Annotated in this window: 20 protein-coding genes; 11 read left to right on the top strand and 9 right to left on the bottom strand. The window is 67.8% G+C overall.

The genetic code is table 11. The features are described 5' to 3' along the window. Positions 1–18: 18 nt before the first annotated feature. Together NL241_RS30505 and trmB are read right to left on the bottom strand one after the other, a co-directional pair. Complete coding sequence (locus NL241_RS30505; protein WP_494395920.1) at positions 19–714, bottom strand: NYN domain-containing protein; 696 nt, start codon at positions 712–714, stop codon at positions 19–21. After that, positions 711–1487: a tRNA (guanosine(46)-N7)-methyltransferase TrmB gene (gene trmB, locus NL241_RS30500; RefSeq protein WP_494395919.1), complete on the bottom strand. Its 777-nt coding sequence runs from the start codon at positions 1485–1487 to the stop codon at positions 711–713. Before trmB ends, NL241_RS30505 begins: the two co-directional genes overlap by 4 nt. Before the next feature lie 122 nt (positions 1488–1609). Here trmB and NL241_RS30495 point away from each other — a divergent pair, with 122 nt between their 5' ends. From NL241_RS30495 to NL241_RS30455, 9 genes are all read left to right on the top strand, one after another. Beyond that, complete coding sequence (locus tag NL241_RS30495; RefSeq protein WP_494395918.1) at positions 1610–2584, top strand: hypothetical protein; 975 nt, start codon at positions 1610–1612, stop codon at positions 2582–2584. Next, positions 2581–3996, top strand: coding sequence for a hypothetical protein (locus NL241_RS30490; RefSeq protein ID WP_494395917.1), 1416 nt, complete (start codon positions 2581–2583; stop codon positions 3994–3996). The genes NL241_RS30495 and NL241_RS30490 overlap by 4 nt, the downstream gene beginning before the upstream one ends. 253 nt (positions 3997–4249) lie before the next feature. Further along, complete coding sequence (locus NL241_RS30485) at positions 4250–6076, top strand: phosphoenolpyruvate carboxykinase (GTP) (RefSeq protein ID WP_494395916.1); 1827 nt, start codon at positions 4250–4252, stop codon at positions 6074–6076. 123 nt (positions 6077–6199) lie between these two features. Then, positions 6200–7741, top strand: a complete 1542-nt coding sequence (gene fadD4 / locus NL241_RS30480; protein WP_494395915.1) for a fatty-acid--CoA ligase FadD4 — start codon at positions 6200–6202, stop codon at positions 7739–7741. Positions 7742–7771: 30 nt separating this feature from the next. Then, the gene (locus tag NL241_RS30475) at positions 7772–8644 is read left to right on the top strand and encodes an enoyl-CoA hydratase/isomerase family protein (RefSeq protein WP_494398417.1); all 873 of its coding nucleotides are present in this window, start codon (positions 7772–7774) and stop codon (positions 8642–8644) included. A 19-nt stretch (positions 8645–8663) separates the two neighbouring features. After that, positions 8664–9701: a CoA transferase gene (locus NL241_RS30470; RefSeq protein ID WP_494395914.1), complete on the top strand. Its 1038-nt coding sequence runs from the start codon at positions 8664–8666 to the stop codon at positions 9699–9701. Next, positions 9695–11044 (top strand): amidohydrolase family protein, encoded by a 1350-nt coding sequence (locus tag NL241_RS30465; RefSeq protein WP_494395913.1) that lies wholly within the window; start codon positions 9695–9697, stop codon positions 11042–11044. The genes NL241_RS30470 and NL241_RS30465 overlap by 7 nt, the downstream gene beginning before the upstream one ends. A gap of 20 nt (positions 11045–11064) precedes the next feature. Continuing rightward, positions 11065–12513, top strand: a complete 1449-nt coding sequence (locus NL241_RS30460; protein WP_494395912.1) for an ATP-binding protein — start codon at positions 11065–11067, stop codon at positions 12511–12513. A gap of 39 nt (positions 12514–12552) precedes the next feature. Continuing rightward, positions 12553–13608 (top strand): aldo/keto reductase, encoded by a 1056-nt coding sequence (locus NL241_RS30455; RefSeq protein WP_487693089.1) that lies wholly within the window; start codon positions 12553–12555, stop codon positions 13606–13608. A 5-nt stretch (positions 13609–13613) separates the two neighbouring features. Here NL241_RS30455 and NL241_RS30450 read toward each other — a convergent pair whose 3' ends face one another. The 3 genes from NL241_RS30450 to NL241_RS30440 all read right to left on the bottom strand — a co-directional run bounded on the left by NL241_RS30450 (position 13614) and on the right by NL241_RS30440 (position 15335). Beyond that, the gene (locus NL241_RS30450) at positions 13614–13928 is read right to left on the bottom strand and encodes a hypothetical protein (protein ID WP_494395911.1); all 315 of its coding nucleotides are present in this window, start codon (positions 13926–13928) and stop codon (positions 13614–13616) included. Continuing rightward, positions 13925–14359, bottom strand: a complete 435-nt coding sequence (locus tag NL241_RS30445; RefSeq protein ID WP_487693087.1) for a DUF6632 domain-containing protein — start codon at positions 14357–14359, stop codon at positions 13925–13927. Before NL241_RS30445 ends, NL241_RS30450 begins: the two co-directional genes overlap by 4 nt. Positions 14360–14441: 82 nt before the next feature. Beyond that, positions 14442–15335, bottom strand: coding sequence for an alpha/beta hydrolase (locus NL241_RS30440; protein WP_487693086.1), 894 nt, complete (start codon positions 15333–15335; stop codon positions 14442–14444). 419 nt (positions 15336–15754) lie between these two features. On the opposite strand from NL241_RS30440, the gene NL241_RS30435 reads away from it, so the two are divergent. Together NL241_RS30435 and NL241_RS30430 are read left to right on the top strand one after the other, a co-directional pair. Then, the gene (locus NL241_RS30435; RefSeq protein WP_487693255.1) at positions 15755–16939 is read left to right on the top strand and encodes an alpha/beta hydrolase fold domain-containing protein; all 1185 of its coding nucleotides are present in this window, start codon (positions 15755–15757) and stop codon (positions 16937–16939) included. 29 nt (positions 16940–16968) lie between these two features. Then, positions 16969–18390: a WS/DGAT/MGAT family O-acyltransferase gene (locus NL241_RS30430; protein ID WP_494395910.1), complete on the top strand. Its 1422-nt coding sequence runs from the start codon at positions 16969–16971 to the stop codon at positions 18388–18390. Here NL241_RS30430 and NL241_RS30425 read toward each other — a convergent pair. The 4 genes from NL241_RS30425 to NL241_RS30410 form a co-directional block, all read right to left on the bottom strand. Then, on the bottom strand, positions 18387–19622 hold the full coding sequence (locus tag NL241_RS30425) for an alpha/beta hydrolase (protein ID WP_494395909.1): 1236 nt from the start codon (positions 19620–19622) through the stop codon (positions 18387–18389). The genes NL241_RS30430 and NL241_RS30425 overlap by 4 nt on opposite strands. After that, entirely contained in the window at positions 19615–21237 is a 1623-nt protein-coding gene (gene fadD12 / locus NL241_RS30420) for an acyl-CoA ligase FadD12 (protein ID WP_494395908.1), read from the bottom strand. The genes NL241_RS30425 and fadD12 overlap by 8 nt, the downstream gene beginning before the upstream one ends. A gap of 3 nt (positions 21238–21240) precedes the next feature. Then, the gene (locus tag NL241_RS30415; RefSeq protein ID WP_487693082.1) at positions 21241–22029 is read right to left on the bottom strand and encodes a lysophospholipid acyltransferase family protein; all 789 of its coding nucleotides are present in this window, start codon (positions 22027–22029) and stop codon (positions 21241–21243) included. 66 nt (positions 22030–22095) lie between these two features. After that, positions 22096–22494 (bottom strand): PPOX class F420-dependent oxidoreductase, encoded by a 399-nt coding sequence (locus NL241_RS30410; RefSeq protein ID WP_487693081.1) that lies wholly within the window; start codon positions 22492–22494, stop codon positions 22096–22098. Positions 22495–22508: the final 14 nt, after the last annotated feature.

The raw sequence follows: 22508 nt of genomic DNA, 5'->3' as shown, positions 1-22508 counted from the left end.
GAAGTTCTCGTTGATTCGTCAAGCCCGGGACGCCAACAATGACGACAGCGGCCGGAAGGGCTGTAGCCATGCCCCTTCGTCTGGAAGCGAATCCAGCCCGATTCGCGGTAGTGGCTCCCGGAACACGCCGGGAATGTCCTCCAGGTCGACGAACTCCAACGTATCCGACGCTAGCGCCCAGCTCGCATGTTCGCGAAATCCGAGCACCTGAACTGGGGTGCCGTCGTCGCGGGCAATCTCCTCCAACGGCTGGCGGAAGGCCTGACCGTCGGCGGATGCCACGATCAGAGCCGCCAGTCCTTCGCTGCGCCGCAGCGAAATGTGGTTGAGCATGTCGATGTCGACGTCACTGTCTTCATCGACCTTGGGTTTGGCGAACACCGCGAACCCCACGTTGCGCAGCGCCTCCACCCACGGCCGCACCACGTCGGCGCTGCCCGGAGCGATATTGGTGAAGACGGTGGCCTCGGCTTCCAGGGCCGGCACGTCACCGCCGGCGGAGATGTCGGCGGTCAGCCCCAGCAACCATCGGCCCAGCGCGTCGAACCGGGGCCGGTGCGCGGCCGTGGGCCGGCCGCCGAGGATGGCGCCCAGGCCCATGTCCAAGTTGGGCGCATCCCACACCAGCAGCACCCGGCTGCGGGCGGGGGCGGCCGCGGCCGGTTCGCCGTCGAGCTGTGCCGGGTCCTCGTCGAGCTGGGTTTCGATGCTCACACGCGCTCCCACAGCAGTTCGGCGACGTCACTGCCTGCGTGGTGGGCCTTGCCCTCGTACTTGGTGACCGGGCGGGTGACGGAAATGGGCAGGTCGGCCACCCGATCGGCCGGTATGCGACGCAACCGCGGTTCGTTGTCTCCCACGTCGGCGATGTGCTCGGCGTAGCCGGCGTGGTCGGTGGCCGCGTGCAGCACCCCGCCGGGACGCAGACGGTCCGCGATCGAGGCCACGGTGGCCGGTTGCAGGAAGCGGCGCTTGTGATGGCGTGATTTCGGCCACGGGTCGGGGAAGAACACCCGCACCCCGGTCAGGGTCGAGCTGCCGATCATGTTGTCGAGCACGTCGACGGCGTCGCCGCGGATGAGCCGGATGTTCGTCACGTTCTCGCGGTCGATCGCCGAGAGCAGCTGGGCCAGGCCGCGTTTGTAGACCTCGACGGCCAGGACGTCGATCTCGGGTTCGCTTTGCGCCATCGCCAATGTAGAGGTGCCGGTGCCGCAGCCGATCTCCAGGATCAGCGGGGCCCGGCGGCCGAACCAGGTGTCGGTGTCGAGCCGCGGTGCAGGCTCTTCACCCCAGCGCGCCTGGGTGCCGATCTGCGGCCACAGCCGATCCCAGGTGCTCTGCTGGGTGTCGGTCAGGGTGGAACGACGGGACCGGAAACTGGTGATCCGGGGGTGCGGGTGCGTGGCGGGTGCGCCGGTCGGCCGGGTGGACGCATCCACCGACTCCGCTCCACGTTGGGCACACATCGGTCCATGGTCTCTCATGAAACGGAATAGACCTGCATCGTGGTGCGATTTGATACCCAACAGTTGCCTTGATCGGCCTGTCCACAGGTATCGCCGGGGCGGCTCGCGCCACACCGTGGCTGCTGCCACGATGGCTTCACATGATCGCACCCCATCAGCTCACGCTCACCGAGGCGAAGCAGCGGGTGGCCGACACGTCGCCCACCACCCCGCTGCGGGTGATGGTGCGCGGTCTGCCCGGAGTGGGCAGCAGCACCGTCGCGGCGGCGTTGGCGGGTCTGGGCCGGTTCGAGGTCAGTGAGCACATGCCCAACCAGGACATCGACGTGGTGGTGCGGGTGGTGGCCGAGGCGGTCAAACCCGAGGACCACCGCGCGGTCGTCGACTCCGGGGTCCCCGGTCTGGTGCTTCTCACCAAGGCCGACACCTGCGGGCTCGGCCCCGGCGGGCCGGTGGAGACCGCGCGACGCCGGTGCGCGGAGTTGACCGCGGTCGCCGGCGCCCCCGCCGAGCCGATCGTGGGGTTGTTGGCGCGGGCCGCGCTGGATCCCACCGTGCTGGATCCGGGGCTCATGGACGCGGTGCGGGCGCTGGCCGGGGAGCCCGCCGATCTGCGCACCGCGGAGACCTTTCTCTCTGGGCCGCATTCGGTGAGCGTGGCGCAGCGAACGCGGCTGTTGGATGCGCTCGATCTGTTCGGCATCGCCCACGCGGTGGTGCTGGCCCGACGCCACGGTGCCGTGACGGCCGACCACGTCCGCCGCGCGCTGCGCCGGGTCAGTGGGGTCGACGTGGTGGCCGCCCGGATCGCCCAGCTGGGCGCCGACGCGCGGTACCGGCGGCTGCACGAGCTGATCGCCGAGCTGGACGCGGCCGCGATCACGGACCCGTCGCTCGCCGCCTTCCTTCTCGGCGACGACGTGGTGTTGGCACGGATGGCGGCGGCCCACGAGGTGATGCGGGCCGCTGGAGTGCAGGCCGCTGGCGCCACAACGCATGTGGAGCGGGCGCGGTACTGGCGCCGCTACGGCGCGGGACCGGTGACGGTGCTGCACCGGGCGTGTGCGTCCGACCTGGTCCACGGCTCGCTTCGCCTGTGGGGTGGCGCCCGGTGACCGAGGTCGACGCACTCGTGCGCGGGATCGTGCCCACCGTGGCGCCACCGGGCGGGCGGCGCGTCGGCACGGTGCTGGTGACCGGCCCGTGGCTGGCCGGCTGCACCAGTCTGGCCGCCGCGCTGCGGAAGCGCATGCCCGACGTCACGGTCGCCGAACGAGACGATCTCGGAGGGGACCTGCCCGCGGTGGTGGTGTTCGCCGTGTCGGCGGCCGCCCCGTTGGCCGAATCCGACTGTGCGCTGCTCGACGGAGCGGCCGCGGCCACCGACGCAGTGGTGGGGGTGGTCACCAAGGTGGATGCGCACCAGCGGTGGCGCGACGTGCTCGAGGCTGACCGCGCGTTGGTCAGCAGCCACCTTCCGCGGTATCAGGCGATGCCGTGGATCGGGGTGGCCGCCGCTCCGCAGCTCGGCGAGGCGCAGGTCGACGATCTCGTGGACGTATTACGCCGGCAACTCGCCGATACCGCGCTGGAACGACGAAATCGGTTGCGGCAGTGGGAATCTCACTTGGAAGCGGCCCGCAGGGGTTATGACGAGGCCGCCGATGACCGCGAGATCCGGGCGCAACGGCTACGCCGTCGCCGCGCCGACCTGCTCAGCGAATCCCGGTTGGACCGATCGCAACGCACCATCGCACTGCGCAGTCAGATGCAGCAGGCCCGAGTGCAACTGGGCTTCTTCAGCCGCAGCAGGTGCACCTCGGTGCTGTCGGAGTTGCAGGAGGACGCCGCCGCCATGACGCGGCGCCGGTTGCCGCAGTTCCCGCCCTACGTCGAACAGCGGGTCAACGAGGTGCTCGGCGACGTCGACAGTGGAGTCACCGAGCACCTCGCCGACGTCGCGCAGGAACTGCGGTTGCCCGCGGTGCCCGCCCCGGCCCGGCCGGCAGCGCCCACGGTCGGTACGCCGGCACTGCGGTCACGCCGTCTGGAGAATCGTCTGGTCATGCTGCTCGGTGCGGGGTTCGGGCTCGGGGTGGCGCTGACGTTGAGCCGGCTGCTGGCCGATCTGGCGCCGGGGTTGGCGGTGCTGGGCGCGGTGGCGTGTGCCCTTGTCGGGCTGGGGGTCACCGTGTGGGTGATCGGCACCCGCGGGCTCCTGCAGGACAGGGCGGTGCTCGACCGGTGGGTCGGCGAGGTCATGGCCGCCACTCGGGCCGTGACCGACCAGCTGGTCGCCACACGAGTGCTCGCCGCCGAATCCGCGATGACCGCCTCGCTGGCCGAGCAGGAGGAGACCTCCCGCCGCGAGGTCGCCGAACAGGTGTCCACCATCGACGCGCAGTTGCGCGAGCAGGCTCTGGCGCGCACCCGGGCGGCCGCCGCCCGCGACGCGGCGGCGCCGGCACTGGATCGGGCGCTGGCGGCGGTACGCGCCGAATTGGGCCGCATCACTACCGGCGGGTAAACGATTGAAAAACCTGACGAATTCGGATAAATCGTTTCAACGCCGCGCGTCGATTCGAAACTGAATCGATGAACACTGCAGATAAAGCCAATCTGAATCGTTCCTGTGAGTCAATGGACATACTTCCGGTTTACCGCGGGTATGTCACCCGCGTTAACCTCTAGAACCAGGGACGTTCGTGTTCGCCATCGGGGCATCCGCTTAGCGGTATGGGCATTACGTTCTGGCGGGAAAACCTACCCAGGAGAAATTCATGACCTCAGCGACCATTCCAGGTCTGGACGCAGCACCGACCAAACACCAGGGCCTCTTGGCTTGGGTCCAAGAGGTCGCCGAACTGACACAGCCAGACCGGGTGGTGTTCGCTGACGGCTCCGAGGAGGAGTTCGAGCGTCTCGCTGCGAAACTCGTCGAGGCCGGGACCTTCGAGAAGCTCAACGACGAGAAGCAACCCAACTCGTACCTGGCGCTGTCGGATCCCTCCGATGTCGCGCGCGTCGAGTCGCGCACGTTCATCTGCTCGGAGAGAGAGATCGACGCCGGGCCCACCAACAACTGGATGGACCCCGACGAGATGCGGTCCATCATGAAGGACCTGTACCGCGGTTCGATGCGCGGCCGCACGCTGTATGTGGTGCCGTTCTGCATGGGTCCGCTCGGTGCCGAGGACCCCAAACTGGGCGTCGAACTCACCGACTCCGAATACGTCGTGGTGTCCATGCGGACCATGACCCGGATGGGCCAGGCCGCGCTGGACAAGATCGGCGAGGACGGCTTCTTCGTCAAGGCGCTGCACTCACTGGGCGCGCCACTGGAGGACGGCCAGAAGGATGTGCCGTGGCCGTGTAACGACACCAAGTACATCACGCACTTCCCCGAGACCCGCGAAATCTGGAGCTACGGTTCGGGTTACGGCGGCAACGCCCTGCTGGGCAAGAAGTGCTACTCGCTGCGTATCGCCTCGGCCATGGCCCACGACGAGGGCTGGCTGGCCGAGCACATGCTGATCCTCAAGCTGATCTCGCCGGAGAACAAGGCCTACTACATCGCGGCGGCGTTCCCGTCGGCATGCGGTAAGACCAACCTCGCGATGCTGCAGCCCACCATCCCGGGGTGGCGTGCCGAGACCGTCGGTGACGACATCGCCTGGATGCGGTTCGGCAAGGACGGCCGCCTCTACGCCACCAACCCCGAGTTCGGCTTCTTCGGCGTGGCGCCCGGCACCAACTGGTCGTCTAACCCCAATGCCATGAAGACCATCGCCGCGGGCAACACCGTCTTCACCAACGTCGCCAAGACCGACGACGGCGACGTGTGGTGGGAGGGCCTGGAAGGCGATCCGCAGCACCTCATCGACTGGAAGGGCCACGACTGGACCCCCGATTCGGGCGCCAAAGCCGCGCACCCGAATTCGCGGTACTGCACGCCCATGTCGCAGTGCCCCACGCTGGCGCCGGAATGGGATGACCCGCAGGGTGTCCCCATCTCGGCGATCCTGTTCGGTGGCCGTCGCAAGACCACGGTGCCGCTGGTGACGCAGGCGCGTGACTGGCAGCACGGAGTGTTCATCGGCGCCACTCTGGGCAGCGAGCAGACCGCCGCCGCCGAGGGCAAGGTCGGCACCGTCCGGCGCGACCCGATGGCGATGCTGCCGTTCATGGGTTACAACGTCGGCGACTACATGCAGCACTGGATCGACATCGGCAAGAACTCCGACGAGTCGCAGCTGCCCAAGGTGTTCTTCGTCAACTGGTTCCGCCGCGGCGACGACGGCCGGTTCCTGTGGCCCGGATTCGGTGAGAACAGCCGCGTGATGAAGTGGATCGTCGAGCGGGTGGAGCAGAAGGCCGGCGGCAAGACCACACCCATCGGCATCGTGCCCACCGCCGAGGATCTCGATCTGTCCGGGCTCGACGTCGACGCAGCCGATGTCGATGCGGCGCTGAAGGTCAACGCCGAGGAGTGGCGCGCCGAGCTCCCGTTGATCGAGGAGTGGTTCGAGTTCGTCGGCGAGAAGCTGCCCACCGGTATCAAGGACGAGTTCGACGCGCTGAAAACCCGTCTGGCCGAAGCGGACTGACGCAGAGCATTTCCCGCCCAAACCGACGTTTGGGCGGGAAATGTCGAGTAGATTCCGGCAAAACGCCGGTCTGGGCGCGAATACTCTTGACACGTGTCAACTGGCGCACAGTAAAGTCGGCGCATGCAGATCCGTGAAACCGCTCAGTCCACCCCGGACAAGCCAGCCATCATCATGTATCCGTCCGGCACGGTGGTGACCTTCGGTGAGCTGGAGGAGCGTGCCAATCAGCTGGCGCACCACTTCCGCGAGGCCGGTCTGGTCGAGGGCGACGCGGTCGCGATCCTGATGGAGAACAACGCGCACATGCACGCCGTGATGTGGGCGGCGCGACGCGCTGGGCTGTACTACGTGCCCATCAACAGTCATCTGGCGCCCGCGGAGGCGGCCTACATCATCGACAACAGCAACGCCAAGGCGATTGTCGGTTCGGCTGCCCTGCGCAAGACGCTGCAGGATCTCGGCGAGCACCTGCCCCAGGGGCTGCCGGACCTGCTGCTGATCGCCGACGACTCAGATTCCCAACCACAACCCCCCGGCTGGCAGCGGTATCCGGAAGCCGTTGCCCACCATCCTGTTACGCCGATCGACGACGAGATCGAAGGCGACCTGCTGCAGTACTCCTCGGGCACCACCGGCCGGCCCAAGGGCATCAAACGCGCGCTGCCACATGTGCCGCCCTCGGAGGTGCCGGGTCTGATGGCCGCGCTGGTGTCGTTCTGGATGCACCCCGACGCGGTGTACCTGAGCCCCGCGCCGCTGTACCACACGGCTCCTTCGGTGTGGTCCATGCAGACCCAGGCCGGCGGTATCACCACCGTGGTGCTCGAGAAGTTCGACGCCGAGGGATGTCTGGACGCCATCGCCAAGCACAAGGTGACCCACGGCCAGTTCGTCCCGGTGATGTTCACCCGGATGCTGAAACTGCCCGAGGAGGTGCGGCTGTCCTACGACGTGTCGAGCCTGGAGCGGGTGATGCACGCGGCCGCGCCGTGCCCGGTGGACATCAAGAAGCAGATGATCGACTGGTGGGGGCCGATCGTCGACGAGTACTACGCCTCCTCGGAGGCGCACGGTTCCACGTTGATCACCGCCGAGGAGTGGCTGACGCATCCCGGTTCGGTGGGCCGACCGCTCGCGGGCGCGTTGCACATCGTCGGCGAGGACGGCAACGAGCTGCCGCCCGGTGAGGCCGGTGAGATCTACTTCGAGGGTGGCTTCGACTTCGAGTACCTCAACGACGCGGAGAAGACGGCCAAGTCGCGACACCCGCAGGGCTGGAAGACGGTGGGCGACATCGGCTATGTCGACGCCGACGGCTACCTCTACCTCACCGACCGGCGCCACCACATGATCATCTCCGGCGGGGTGAACATCTATCCGCAGGAAGCCGAGAACATGCTCGTCACCCACCCCAAGGTGATGGATGCGGCGGTGTTCGGCATTCCCGATGACGAGATGGGGCAGAGCGTCAAAGGCGTTGTGCAGACCGTCGACCCTGCCGATGCCACCGACGAATTCGCCGCGGAGCTGTTGTCCTGGCTGCGTGAGCACCTGACGCATTACAAGTGCCCGCGGTCCATCTCGTTCGAGACGCAGCTGCCCAGAACCGACACCGGCAAGCTCTACAAACAGTCGCTGATCCAGAAGTACTCGGCCGGGTAGTTGCAGGCGGTCGCGATCGGTGACGGCTGCATCGTCACACACAACGTCGTCACACCAGACGGGTCCCGGGTCGAGGACGCGACTTTCACGCTCACGGAGGCGCCTACGGAGGACCGCCGCGTCGTCCAGGTGGCTTCGATGGCCGAGACGCTGGCGTCGCTGGAGGAGCGCGTGCGGCGGTGGCCGCACGCGTCGGCCGTCTGCGATGACGTGCTGCGTGCGGTGGACGCCGGCGCGCCGGCTTTTCCCGGCGTCATCACCGAGTCTCTGGCGTATTCGACGCTGCAGTCCGGCCCGGAGTTCGCGCGCTGGCTCGCCGACCGCGGCCCCGCCCGTCCGGTGTCGCTCCCTGATCCCGTGCTGGTCTCCCGGGATGGAGACTGCCTGCGGGTGACGTTCAACAGGGCGGCCCGGCACAACGCGTTCAGCACCGATGCCCGGGCCGCACTGCTGGACGCGTTGGCCGTTGCGCAGCTCGATGATTCGATCGACGAGGTGGTGCTCGGCGGCAACGGCCCGTCGTTCTGCAGCGGCGGCGATCTCGCCGAGTTCGGCACCTTCGCCGACCCCGCCAGCGCGCATCTCGCCCGGACCCGCCACAGCCCCGCCCTGGTGCTCGACGAACTCACGCGCCGACTCGGTCAGGCCTGTCGCGCAGAGGTGCACGGGCAGGTGCTCGGCAGTGGGCTGGAGATGGCCGCGTACTGCGGGCGGGTGACGTGCGCCGCCGATGCCGTGCTGGGGCTGCCGGAACTGGCACTGGGCCTCATTCCGGGTGCGGGTGGCACCGTCAGCATCACCCGTCGCATCGGGCGCTGGCGCACCGCGTACCTGGTGCTCACCGGGCGCACCCTCGACGCGCGCACCGCGCTGTCCTGGGGTTTGGTCGACGCCGTCGCCTGACGGTGTGACACTGTGACGGATGCTCATCCCGGATCTGCCTGACGCGACGCAGCTGCTGACCGGCCGGGCCGCGCTGCTGGGCATCGCTCCGCAGGGCCGGGTGTCGGCGGGCGGGGCCACCCGGCTGTTCCCCGCGTCCGACGGCTGGTGCGCGCTGACCTTGTCCCGGCTCGATGACGTCGCCGCGGTGCCCGCGCTGGTGGAAGCCGACGTGCCCGATCCGTGGCCGGCTGTCGAGGCGTGGGCGCTGTCGCGGACGACGGACGAGGTGGTGGAACGCGGCTGTCTGCTCGGGTTGCCGATGGCCGCACTGGGGGAGGCCGAGCCCGCGGAGCCGCGGGTGCTCGGCTGCGGCACAGCGTCCCAGGCCCGTGACGTCGCCGGACTGCTGGTGGTGGACCTGACATCGATGTGGGCCGGGCCGCTGTGCGGTCGCCTTCTGGCCGACGCCGGCGCCACCGTGGTCAAGGTGGAGAGCCCGGACCGCGCAGATGGCACCCGCGCCGGCTCGCCGGAGTTCTTCGACTGGATGAACCACGGAAAGCTCTGTTACGCAGTGTCGTTCGAGGACACCGAGCGGTTGCGGGCGATCCTGAGCGTGGCCGACGTCGTTCTGGAGGGCTCGCGGCCGTCGGCACTTGCCAGGCGCGGTCTGGGTCCGCACGACGTCGCGCCCCGCCCGGGCCGGGTGTGGCTGCGTGTCACCGGCTACGGCACCGCCGGCGACAACGCCGACCGGGTGGCTTTCGGCGATGACGCCGCGGTGGCCGGCGCGCTGGTGCACTGGCACGACGGTGAGCCGCGGTTCCTCGGCGACGCGATCGCCGACCCCCTGACCGGTGTGGCAGCCGCGCACGCCGTCGACGAGGCGGTCGGACGCGGTGGTGGTGTGCTGATCGAGGTGGCCATGGCGGCGGTGGCCGCGAACCATGCGGCGCGGCCGTTGATCGATGTGGCGCCGGTATCGCCCCCGCCGGTACCCGCCGCGGCCGCGCTGGGCGCCGACAATGCGGCGGTGGACGCGCTGGTGGCCGAAAGGTTCTTGGCCGCATGCTGATTCGACGGGCTTCGCTGCTGTCGGGCGACGTGGTCGATATCCGCCTCGGGCAGGTGATCACCGAGATCGCGGAGGTGCTGGCGCCGGCCGGTGACGAAGACGTGGTCGACGCCGGCGGCGGGCTGGTGCTCCCGGGCCTGCATGACCACCACGTCCATGTCCGGTCGGCGGCCGCGGCCATGGGTTCGGTGGTGGTGGGCCCACCGCAGGTGCGCGACGCCGGGGCGTTCGCCGCCGCTGTCCGTGCGGCGAAGCCGGACGACGACGGATGGATCCGCGCTGTCGGGTATCACGAGTCGGTGGCCGGAACCCTGACACGGCATGTGCTCGACGAGTTGAATCCCGTTGTTCCGCTGCGGGTTCAGCACCGCAGCGGCGCCATGTGGATACTGAACTCCGCGGCTCTGCAGCGCGCCGGTCTGGCCGATCACGTCGACGGCAGGTTGCTGCGCACCGAGGTGAGTCCCGCGGTGGGGCAGCGGCCGCCGTCGCTGCGCGCGCTCAGTGACACCTTGCTGCGATACGGCGTCACCGGGGTCACCGATGCCACCCCCGATCAGAGCGCCGAGGACATCGCCGGCTTGGCTGAAGCGCGCCGCCGCGGCGACTTCGCTCCGCGCCTGCACTGTATGGCGCCGCCGGACGTACGCGCGGTGGACGGTGTGACGGTGGGGCCCACCAAACGGATCCTCGACGACAGCGCTCTCGATCTCGCCGCGCTGGAGCACTGGATCCGGTTGTGCCACAACTCTGATCGGGCCGTCGCGGTGCATTGCGTGACGGTCGCTCAGCTGGTGGTGACCATTGCCGCGCTCCGCGGTGCCGGCCCCCGCCCGGGTGACCGGATCGAACACGCGGCCATGGTGCCCGCCGACTGTGTTCCCGATCTGGCGGAGCTCGGCGTCACCGTCGTCACCCAGCCCAACTTCGTCGCCGAGCGCGGTGACGAATACCTGGCCGACGTGCCCGCCGACGAACACGACCAGCTGTGGCGCCTTGCGACGTTGGTGGACGCCGGTGTGCCGGTGGCGCTGTCCACCGATGTCCCGTTCGGTGCGGCGGACCCGTGGGCAGCGATGCGGGCCGCCGTGCACCGGCGCACGCCCAGCGGCGCCGTCGTCGGTCCTGCCGAACGGATCTCACCGCGCGCAGCACTGGAGAGGTTCCTCGGCTCACCCGGCGCCCCGGCCGCCCCACGCCGCGTCGAGGTGGGTGCCCCCGGCGACCTGTGCGTCCTTGCCGCCCCCGTCGATGTGGTGCTCGCGGAGCTGCACCCTCGGCTGGTGTCGGCCACCGTCGTCGAGGGCTCGGTCGCGTCCCGCGCAACCCTGGAAAACCCGTAGTCCGGGCGCATACTTGCTGGGTGCCTGCCGAACCCGATGCCGCCGACAATTGCCACCGCGACGAGCTGCGGACGCTGTTCCTGTTCGAGTCGCTGACGGACGCGCAGCTCGAAACCCTCTGTGGTAACGGCAAAGTCGTACACTTCGAGCCGGGCCCGTTGTTCGCCGAGGGCGATCCCGCGACATGCCTGTACGTGCTGTTCGAGGGCGAGGTGGCCCTGTCCAAGCGGTCCGGCGGCACCGATATCGAGACCATCAGGACCTCGCAGCGCGGTGTCTACTTCGGCGCGTGGTCATCATTCCTGGAAGAGGAACAGACCTACGAGACGTCGGCCCGGGCGGTGGCGCCGTCGCGGATGTTCGTCATCGACGCCGGCTCCCTGGGCCGGTTTCTGCGGGAAGAGTTCCCCATGGCCTGCCACTTCCTGGTGGGGGCGACGTTGGGGCGCTCGAATCAGCACCGGATCGTCGGCCCGCACGACAGGCTGCTGCAGCTGGGGCAGCTGACCGCCGGACTGACCCACGAACTCAACAACCCCGCGTCGGCTGCGGTGCGGGCCACCTCGACGCTGCGCAGCCGGGTCGCCGGGATGCGGCACAAACTCGCCGTGCTGACCGGAGGCAGCTTCAGCCAGGCTGCCATGCACACCCTGGTCGAACTGCAGGACCGCGTGGCCGAGAGGGTCGCGAAGTCACACGACCTGAGCCCGCTGCAGAAATCCGACACCGAAGAGACGATCGGGGATTGGCTGGACGAGCGTGGCATCGCCCCGGCCTGGGAGCTGGCGTCGTGCTTCGCCGAAGCAGGGCTGGACGTCGACTGGCTGAACACCGTCGAAGCCACCGTCACCGAAGCCGACGCGGCCACGTCGCTGGGCAGTGTCGTCGAATGGCTGCACTACACCGTCGAAACCGAACTGCTGATGGACGAGATCACCGATTCCACGGTGCGGGTGTCCTCACTGGTGTCGCAGGCCAAGCAGTACTCCCAACTGGACCGCGCGCCGTTCGACATCGCCGATGTGCACCACCTGCTGACCAACACCCAGGCCATGCTCTCGCACCTGCTGACCGGCGACATCGCGGTGGAGCACGATTTCGACCTGTCGGTGCCGCCGTTGCCGTGCTGGCCCGCTGAGCTCAACCAGGTGTGGACCAATCTCATCGACAACGCGGTGACCGCGATGCGGGCCCAATCCGGCGGCACCCTGACGCTGCGTACCCGCCGGCTTGGCGACACTGTCCGTGTCGAAGTGTGCGACACCGGCCCCGGGGTGCCTGAGGAACTGCGTCAGCGGATCTTCGACCCGTTCTTCACCACCAAGCCGGTCGGTGAGGGCACCGGTCTCGGGCTCGATCTTGCTGCCAGGATCGTCGACAAGCACCGCGGAACCCTGTGGCTGGAATCGAAACCGGGGGACACCCGGTTCGTCGTGATCCTGCCGTTGGATACCCCCTCGCCGTCGTGACCCTGGAACAAATCCACACACCGCATGCTTGACCGGTAGATGGAACATTTCACCTTCGGCCGTAACAACGGCCTGCGCGTCTCGGCCCTGGCGCTCGGTGCCGGAATGTTCGGGAGCCGGTGGGGTTACGGCGCCGACGCCGCCGACCACCGGAAGATTCTCGACAAGTTCGCCGACGCCGGCGGCACGCTCATCGACACTGCCGCCACCTACCAGGTCGGCGAATCCGAAGAGAACCTCGGCACGTTGTTGGCCGGTCGCCGTGAGCAATTCACCCTCGCCACCAAGTTCGCCCTCGGTGGTGCCGAAGGGACCGGTGTGCTGCAGACCGGCAACGGGCGGCGGGCCATGTTGCGTTCCGTCGAGGACAGCCTGCGCCGTCTGCAAACCGATTACATCGACCTGCTGTGGGTGCACTGGCCCGACACCGTGACACCGGTCGACGAAGTGGTGCGCGCCTTCGACGATCTGGCTCGCTCCGGCAAGGTGCTCTATGCCGGTCTGTCGAATTTCCCGGCCTGGCTGACGTCTCGGGCCGTCACCCTCGCTGAACTACGGGGGATCACCCCGATCGCCGGAATCCAGGTCGAATACAGCCTCGCCGAGCGCGGAGCCGATCGCGAGAACCTGCCGATGGCCGAAGCTTTGGGGGTGGGCGTGGCGGCGTGGTCGCCCTTGGGCGGCGGGTTGCTGACGGGCAAGTACCGCACCGGGAACGACGGCCGCCTCACGCAGTGGGGACGTTTGACTCACACCGAGGACGACGCCCGCAAAGCCGCGACCGTCGATGCCGTGATCGCCGCCGGCGAGGCGCTCGGTGTGCCCGCCGCCCAGGTTGCGGTCGCGTGGCTGCTGGAACGGTCGCGTCGGTCCAGCACCGGGCTGGTGCCGATCATCGGGCCGCGAACCCCCGAGCAGACCGATTCGTATCTGGCTGCACTCGATGTCCAGCTGGGTGATGAGTGGTATCGAGCGCTCGATGAGGCGAGCCGCATCGATCTGGGGCAGCCGGCGAACGCGGTCGCCGAGCAACTGCCGGTGGTGCTGGGCGGAGAGCTGGAGAAGTTCCGCAGGCACCCCATCCCCAGTTCGTGATCGCTTCAGTCGTCGTTGAGCGCACTTCTCGGTGAGGACCGGTTCGTCCACAAACCGGTTTGAGTCTGCCGACGGTGATCGATGAGTTGACGGGCAGCGGCGATGTTCGCGCCCTCGTCGACGCCGCCGTGGGCTGGGGCCGCTTCGTCGCCGCCGGCGAAGTTCAACGTCTGGCCGCGATCGCCGAATGGGCCGCGGTGTTCCTCGCCGAGGAGGACGCCAGCCTGTGCGTCGTTGACGACGAAGACGATGATGTCGAAGCGAAAACGCACCAAGGTCCAAGAGCGCGCCCACCGCATCGCCGCAGGGCGCACACTCAACGCCGCCCACCTCGCGCTGGATCATCCACGGGAAATCTGAGTGCGGAGTTCAGGCCTGCGGTCTTGACCAGCGCTGCCAGCACCACGGCCGCCACGAGCAGCGCCGGGACATCACCCCAGAGGTGACCTCGGTGATGGCTGTCGCCGAAGGACTGGACGGCCATGATCACAGCGTGCACGGCACTCGACCACACCGCGAACCAGATCAAGCTGACATTGGCCTCGGGCCGGCGCGCGGCGTTGCAGAGGAAGACCCCCAGCGTCGCGTACAGGCCGACGATCATCATGAAGTAGTGCGACTCGTACGGCGCACCGTGATGCCAGGCCCAGCCGGATGGCCAGACCACCGCAAGGGGATAGAGCAGCAGCATCACCGCACCGAAGGCGACCAGTGCAATCCGGAGAAGTTTGTAGCTGTATGAGGTGGCCATCGCGCGCTCCGAAGACGGAGGAACAGGTCAGCTCACCGTACGCCCGGCCGACTGGTCTGTGCGGCCCGAACGCGAAAGGCCGTCAGCTCGCGAACGCCGCTCGTAAGCTGGCCGCCTGCTTGGCGAAGAACTGTTGGGAAACAAGCGATTTCGCGACGATCTGGTCGAACCCGTGGAAGGCGCCCTCGACCACTTCGAGATCACAGGGCACGCCGGCCGCGCGCAGCCGCTCGGCGTAGGCGACGTCCTCGTCATGGAAGAGGTCGAGTGTGCCCACGCCGATCCACGCGGGAGGCAGACCGGCGAGATCGGTGCGGCGCGCGGGCACCGCGACCGCGGGGTCGGCGTTGCCCAGGTAGGCGCCCCAACCGAAAGCGTTGGAGCGGCGGTTCCACAGCCGCACCTCGACGTGGTCGAGGTGGGTGTGGTGCGCGCTGCGGTCATCGAGCATGGGATAGACCAAAAGCTGTGCGACGGGCGAGATCTCGCCGCGGTCGCGGGCCAGGAAAGCCAACGCGGCGGCGAGGCCGCCGCCGGCACTCGCGCCGCCGATCGCGATGCGCTGCGGATCCACGGCAGGCAACCGCGACAGCCACCGCAGTGCGGAATAGCAGTCTTCGAGGCCCGCGGGATAGGGGTTCTCGGGCGCCAGCCGGTACTCGGTGGCGGCGACGGTGATGCCGAGCTCCTGGGAGAGTCTGCGGCACATCCGGTCGTCCTGCTGCGCGGTGCCGATCACGTAACCGCCGCCGTGGATCCACAGCAGTGCCGGGCCGGGCTCGGTCTGACCGGGCGGGCGATGCAGCCGGATCTCGATCCCGTCCGTCGTGGTCAGCACTTCGATGCCATGAGGTCGGCGCAACTTCTGCAGCCGTTCCAGGCGCCGCACCGCGGGCAGGATGGCCGGTCGGATGGGTGCACGAGGCAGCCGGCGTGCCGCGCTGCGCAATTCAGGATGGAAGTCGGTGAGCGCCACGGGCCCGAGACTACAAGTTCATTTTGCCGGGGGAAGGCGAAATGAATTCAGCCGGCCGCGGATGTGCCCAACAACTGCGTGCCCGCGACCGGCTGAACGAGGTCAGACGGTTTCGAGCACCTCGGTGGTCAGCAATGCCTGACCCACGCACTGATGTACACCTTTCTGATTCTGGACCGAGTCCAATATGGATCAAGATCGGTCTCGGCCCGTCTGTGACGTTTGGGAAGGGTGATGCCAGACACACCGGTGTGGCGAATTTCGTTCTGTACCACGGGATGTCGCAAGAGGCATCGCGGCCGTGCGGTGTCTGTCACAGTGTGGTAGACAGATTCCCGAGGTTGTCATTACCGAGGGGCAACCAGGGGGGAACCCACGTGAAGACGGCAGAACCCAAGGTCCGGTACCCCGGACCGACCATGTGGACCCGCGCCCGCTGGCTGGCCAAAGCGCGCCCCTCTGACTATCTACTGGCGATGAGCGTCGGGGCGGCGTCGCTGCCGGTGGTGGGCCGGTACTTCGAACCGCTCGGCGGCATGACCGCGATGAGTATCTGGGGTGTCCGGCACGCGCCGGAGTTCCTCGAAGCCTCGGCGAAATCCTGGTTCACTCCCGGAATCGGAGAGATCAAGAAGCGCGAACGAGACCAGACGCACGCCGTTTCCGACGCGGCCCTGCGGGGTGTGGTTCCCGCGGCCGATCTCGACATCACCTGGCCCGCGCCGGAACGTACGCCGCCGCTGTGGAAGGCGTTGGAACACCGCAAGAACATCCACCGCTCCTCGGTCCGATACGGCGACAGCCCTGCGCAGATGCTCGATGTGTGGCGACGCAAAGACCTGACCACCGAGCCTGCGCCGGTGCTGCTGTTCATCCCGGGCGGGGCCTGGGTGCACGGCAGCCGCATCCTGCAGGGTTACGCACTGATGGACCACATGGCCGCCCTGGGCTGGGTCTGCCTGTCGATCGACTACCGCGTATCACCGAATCATCGCTGGCCCCAACACATCAGCGATGTCAAAGCGGCCATAGCCTGGGCCCGCGCCAACGTCGACCGCTTCGGAGGCGACCGCAACTTCGTCGCCATCGCCGGCTGCTCGGCCGGTGGCCACCTGGCGGCGCTGGCGGGGCTCACCCCGGGCGACCCCGAGCTGCAGGCGCACCTACCGGAGGACTCGGACACCTCGGTCGACGCGGTGGTGGGCATCTACGGCAGGTACTGCTGGGAGGACCGCTCCACCGTCGAACGGGTGAGATTCGTCGACTTCCTCGAACGTGTGGTGGTCAAACGCAGGATCGACCGGCACCCCGAGGTGTTCCGGCGCGCCTCGCCCATCGCCGTGGCCCATGCCGATGCCCCGCCGTTCCTGGTGATCCACGGCAGTGGCGACTCGGTGATCCCCGTCGCGCAGGCCCGCAGTTTCGTCGAACGGCTGCGCGCGGTGTCGCGGTCGGTGGTCAGTTACATGGAGCTCCCGGGCGCGGGCCACGCGTTCGACATGACCGACGGGGCCCGCACCGGCGCCATGGCAACCGCAATCGGACTGTTTCTGAACCACATTCATCGAACCCACACCACCATCCCGGCCAAAGAGGTCATCTGACACCCGTCAAAGCTTGTATCGTCCCTGCTATGAAGCGACTGAGCGGGTGGGACGCGATGCTGCTGTACGGCGAGACACCCACCGTGCACATGCACACGCTCAAGATCGCCATCATCGAGCTCGGCGACCTCGGCGGCCGGAAGTTCGGTGTCGAGGAATTCCGCGACGTCATCGGCAGCCGGCTCTACAAGCTCGCCCCGTTCGGGTACCAGCTGATCGACATTCCGTGGAAGTTCCACCGGCCCATGTGGCGGGAGAACTGCGAAGTCGATCTGGAATACCACGTCCGGCCGCTGACCCTGCCGGCGCCGGGCGGCCGCCGCGAACTCGATGAGGCCATCGGCGAAATCGCCAGCACGCCGCTCGACCGCAAACACCCGCTGTGGGAGATGTATTTCATCGACGGCCTGGCCGACGGGCGCATCGCGGTGGTCGGCAAGATCCACCACGCGTTGGCCGACGGGGTGGCCTCGGCCAACCTGATGGCCCAGGGCATGGATCTGCAACCGGGCCCCGACTCGGACAGCACCGCCTACGTTCCCGATCCACCGCCGTCACGAGCCCAATTGGCGCGCAGCGCATTTCGGGACCACCTGCGTCAGCTCGGCCGGGTGCCGGCCACCGTCAAGTACACCGCCGAAGGGGTTGGCCGGGTGCGCAACAGCAACCGGAAGCTGTCGCCGGAGCTCACCAGACCCTTCGCCCCGCCGCCCAGTTTCATCAACCACCCCCTCACCAGCGAGCGCCGGTTCGCCACCGCCTCACTGGCGCTGGCCGACGTCAAGCAGACCAGCAAGCATCTCGGCGTCTCCATCAACGACCTGGTGCTGGCCATCTCGGCCGGTGCGTTGCGAAAACTGCTGCTGCGCTACGACGGAGTGGCCGATCATCCGTTGCTGGCCTCGGTGCCGATGAGCTTCGACTTCTCCAAGGAGCGGATCTCGGGCAACTTCTTCACCGGCGTGCTGATGACCATCCCGGTGGAGAGCCCTGACCCACTCGAACGGGTGCAGCGGGCCCACGAGGCCGCCGTCATGGCCAAGGAGAGCAACAACCTGATCGGGCCGGAACTGATCAGCCGCTGGTCCAACTACATGCCGCCCATCGCCGCCGAATCCATGTTCAAGTGGTTGGACAACCACGACGGGCTGAGCAAGGTCTTCAACCTCAACATCTCCAACGTGCCGGGGCCGCGGGACTACGGTCGGGTGGGCGGGGCGCTGGTCACCGAGATCTACAGCGTCGGACCGCTGACCTCGGGCAGCGGGATCAACATCACGGTGTGGAGCTACGTCGACGAATTCAACATCTCGGTCATCACCGACGGCGCCACCGTCGACGATCCTCACGAGATCACGCAGGCAATGCTCGACGAGTTCGTCGAAATCCGCCGGGCGGCAGGCCTTTCCGAGGAACTGTCGGTGATCGACAAAGCGATGGCGCAGGCTTAGCGCTGCTTGGCGTGCACCCAGGACAGGAACCGCTCGATGGCCTCGGCGGTGTAGTGGCCACGCGGTGAGCCGAAGAAGTCGAACGCATGCTGGGCGTGCGGCACCTCGCAGTAGGCCACTATCGACTCCGACACCTTGCGCAGTTCCTCGACGAACTCGCGCCCTTCGGGCACCGGGATGATCGAGTCGTCGGTGCCGTGCAGGACGAAGAACGGCGGGGCATCCGAGCGGAGCCGCTCGATGGGTGAGGCGTCGAGGTAGAGATCCCGGTGGCGGGCGAACGACGTCTTGGTGACGAACTTCTGCAGGAACTTGATGAACTGCGGGCGCCCTTCGCCTTCGGTGCTGTACCAGTCGTAACGACCGTAGACGGGCACCGCGGCGACGACGGAGGTGTCGGCGTCTTCGAAACCGGGTTGCCATTGCGGGTCATTGGGCGTCAACGCCGCCAGTGCGGTGAGGTGCCCGCCGGCCGAACCGCCGCTGATCGCGACGAAATTCGGGTCGCCGCCGTAGTCGGCGATGTTCTCCTTGACCCAGGCCAGCGCCCGCTTGACGTCGACGATGTGGTCCGGCCAGGTGTGCCGCGGACTCACCCGGTAGGCCATCGAGACGCACACCCAACCACGATCGGCGAGGTGGCTCAGCAGCGGATACGCCTGGGGGCGGCGCATTCCGATGGCCCACGCCCCGCCCGGCACCTGCAGCAGCACCGGAGCGCTGCCGTCGCGGGGCAGGTCGGAGCGGCGCCAGATGTCGGCCAGATTGGCCCGGCCGTGGGGGCCGTAGCGCACCGTGCTCTTCTTCTCGACGTATCGCCGCCGCGACCAGCCGGTGGCGAACACCCCGCCGTGTCTGCGCGCCTCCAGTGCCGGCTGGGAGGACTGCGCGATGGAGCGGTAATCCTCACCCAGCGAATTCCGAAGCGCGGCATCGAAAACCGGCTCCGAACCGACATTGCGCCGCTGGATGAACACCAGCAGCGCCCAGGTCAACGCCGTCACCCCCAACGCCACCCGGCCCTGAGTACCGCGGAAGTCGCCCCGCACCCCTCGACGCACCGCGTCGAGCACCGACCCGGTCAGGTACAGCGGCGCCATCTCGCTGGTAGGCCAGCCCAGGAAGAAGACCGGGATGGTGACGTAGCCCTTGCGTGCGAGCGGACGCACACCGTTGGCGGCGTTCGCCAACTCGACAACCGCCCGCACCAGCGGCCATCTGCGTCTACCCACGATGGGCCCGCTCCTGCAGTTCGCGGCGCAGGACCTTACCGGTGTTGTTACGCGGTAACTCATCGAGCACCGTGATCTCCCGCGGCACTTTGTAATTGGCGAGGTTGTCGCGGACATGCTGTTTGAGGGCATCGGTGGTGGCAGCGCCGGAGAGCACCACGAAGGCGGCCAGGCGCTGCCCATAGGCCTCGTCGTCGACGCCGATCACGCTGGCTTCGGTCACCGCGGGGTGGCTCATCAGGGTTTTCTCCACTTCGATGGGGTACACGTTCTCACCCCCGGAGACGATCATCTCGTCGTCGCGGCCGACGACGAACAACCGGCCGTCGGCGTCGAGGCGACCCAGGTCCCCGGATGCCATGAAGTCCTCATGGAACTCTTTGGTGGTGCCCGAGGTGTACCCGTCGAACTGACTGGTGTTCCTGACGAAAATCTGTCCCACCTCACCGGCGGGGACTTCGGCGAAGGTGTCGTCCAGGATCTTGATCTCGGTGCCTGCAACGGGCCGGCCGGCGGTGTCCGGCGCTGCCCGCAGGTCCTCAGGAGTGGCGGTGGCGATCATGCCCGCTTCGGTGGCGTTGTAGTTGTTGAAGATGATGTCGCCGAACTTGTCCATGAACTTCACCACGACGTCCGGGCGCATCCGCGAGCCCGAGGCCGTTGCGAACCGCAGTGACCTGCCGCTGTAACGATCCAACACGTCCTGCGGCAGGTCCATGATGCGGTCGAACATCACTGGCACGACGCACAATCCGTAGGCCTGGTGTTCGTCGATCAGCTGCAGTGTCGCCTCCGGATCGAACCGGCGCCTCGTCACCACCGTGCACGCCATCGATGCGGCGAACACCAATTGGGAAAAGCCCCAGGCGTGGAACATGGGCGCCGCCACCACGATGGTCTTGCCGGTGCGCCAGGGCACCCGCTCCAGAATCGCCTTGAGTTCGTTCATCCCGCCGCCGGTGCGCGCCGCGCCCTTGGGGGATCCGGTGGTTCCCGACGTCAGCAGGATGAGTTTGCCTTTGCCCGAGGGCTTCTGGGGATGCCGGCCGGCGTGCTCGGCGATCAGGCTTTCCACGGTGGGCTGGTCGCCGGCGGGGGTGTCGGTCCAGCCCAGGATGCGTACGCAGTCGGTGTTGCCGGCCAGGGCGGTGTCGACGCTATCGGCGAACTCCTGGTCGTAGATCACCACGTCGACGCCTTCACGTGTGACCACTTCGGCCAGCGCGGGCCCGGCGAACGAGGTGTTCAGCAACAGGACATCGGCGCCGATCCGGTTGGCCGCCATCAACGATTCGACGAAGCCGCGGTGGTTGCGGCACATGATGGCCACGGTGACACTCGCGGAGCGTTCCCCACCTGGCAGTGCCTGCAGCGCCGCGGCCAGCGCGTCACCCCGTTGGTCGATCTGCCGGAAGGTGAGCGTGCCGAGTTCGTCGATCAGGGCGGCGCGGTCGGGGCTGCGCTGCGCCGACATCGCGAAACCGCTTGTGACCGAGAGGCCGTCGCGTCGGGCGGCCGCCATGATGCGCAGGTACTTGTCCGGACGCAACGGCGCGATGACACCGGCGCGCACCATGGTGGCGACCAGTCCGAGCAGAGGCGGCAAATCGACCACGGGCTATCCAATCACGGGTAGTCGGCGTTCTTCGGCGAGTTTGTCGAGCGCACGCTGCATGACGAGGCGAACGTGGGTGTCCACCTCGTCGATATCGGGTTCCTCGCCGAACTCGGCGGTGATGTCGATGGGTTCGAGCACCTGCATAACGATCTTGGTGGGCAGCGGGGCGTTGACCGGGATCACTGCGCTGAGGCCGAACGGGAAGCCGATGCCGATCGGCAGGATCTTGGCGCGCAGCAGTTTGTCCAACCGCAGCGTCTTGGCGAGCCAGGTTCCGCGGGTCAGATAGATCTGGCTTTCCTGACCACCGATCCCCACTGCGGGCACGATGGGCACCCCGGCGTTGAGGGCGGCGCGCACGTAACCGGTGCGGCCGTCGAAGTCGATCTTGTTGCGGGCCGTCGTCGGGCGGTAGACGTCGTAGTCGCCGCCGGGGAAGACCATCACCACCGCACCGGACCGCAACGCCTCCTCGGCGTTCTCGTGGTTGGCGCGGATGAAGCCGATGCGGCGGAAGAAGTCCGCGGTGGGGCCGGTGAAAATCAGGTCGAAGCTGAGGGTGAACACCGGGCGCTCGTATCCGAAGTGGTCGTAGAACCCCGTGGCGAACACCGGCATGTCCATGGCGAAGAGGCCGCCCGAGTGGTTGCCCACCACCAGAGCACCGCCGGCCGGGAAGTTCTCCAGACCGCGCACTTCGGCCCGGTGGTACCCCTTGATCAGCGGCCGCAGCAGCCCGATCACCCGTTCGGTGAAACCGGGGTCCCACTTCGCGACGTCGGTGTTCACGTGACACCCCTTGCGGTATTGGAACGTGTTCTAGTTTTTTCCATGGTAGCGGTTGGGGGGCAGCCGTTACACGGCTGGTCGGATCCGCAACGCGACCCGCGGCTTGCGGCCGCCCGACAGCAGGGCCTCGACGAAGGTGATGACCCGGAACTGCAGCCCGTACTTGTGCCTGATGCGACGGGCGGCGTGCGCCACCGCGGGCTCGTCGGACACCACCTCGGCGGTGCCGCGCAGCACGGGAGCGCCGGGCTCCACCTTGCCGGTCCGGCCGCACGGGGTCAGCTCGATGCGCGGATCGCGGCGCAGCCGCTTGACCTTCCACGCGTCGGCGGGCGTCCACACCACCAGACGGTCACCGTCACCGGCGATCCACATCGGCACCGACACTGTCGAGCCGTCCCGCTTGAACGTCGTCAGTGATACGAATTTCTCGGCGGCGATCAGGCTCATCAGCTCGTCAGTCACGCGGCGAGGGTACC

The sequence above is a fragment of the Mycolicibacterium sp. SMGY-1XX genome, from assembly GCF_059132455.1.
The sequence above is the reverse complement of the archived record's forward strand: the minus strand, read 5'-3'. Positions and strand labels throughout refer to the sequence as shown.

Excerpts from the sequence above, each read along its gene's own strand:
- NL241_RS30495 (WP_494395918.1), top strand. The coding sequence starts at position 1,610 with ATGATCGCACCCCATCAGCTCACGCTCACCGAGGCGAAGCAGCGGGTG.
- fadD4 (WP_494395915.1), top strand. The coding sequence starts at position 6,200 with ATGCAGATCCGTGAAACCGCTCAGTCCACCCCGGACAAGCCAGCCATC.
- trmB (WP_494395919.1), bottom strand. The coding sequence starts at position 1,487 with ATGAGAGACCATGGACCGATGTGTGCCCAACGTGGAGCGGAGTCGGTG.
- NL241_RS30455 (WP_487693089.1), top strand. The coding sequence starts at position 12,553 with ATGGAACATTTCACCTTCGGCCGTAACAACGGCCTGCGCGTCTCGGCC.
- NL241_RS30445 (WP_487693087.1), bottom strand. The coding sequence starts at position 14,359 with ATGGCCACCTCATACAGCTACAAACTTCTCCGGATTGCACTGGTCGCC.
- NL241_RS30465 (WP_494395913.1), top strand. The coding sequence starts at position 9,695 with ATGCTGATTCGACGGGCTTCGCTGCTGTCGGGCGACGTGGTCGATATC.
- NL241_RS30430 (WP_494395910.1), top strand. The coding sequence starts at position 16,969 with ATGAAGCGACTGAGCGGGTGGGACGCGATGCTGCTGTACGGCGAGACA.
- NL241_RS30435 (WP_487693255.1), top strand. The coding sequence starts at position 15,755 with ATGTGGACCCGCGCCCGCTGGCTGGCCAAAGCGCGCCCCTCTGACTAT.
- NL241_RS30470 (WP_494395914.1), top strand. The coding sequence starts at position 8,664 with ATGCTCATCCCGGATCTGCCTGACGCGACGCAGCTGCTGACCGGCCGG.
- NL241_RS30485 (WP_494395916.1), top strand. The coding sequence starts at position 4,250 with ATGACCTCAGCGACCATTCCAGGTCTGGACGCAGCACCGACCAAACAC.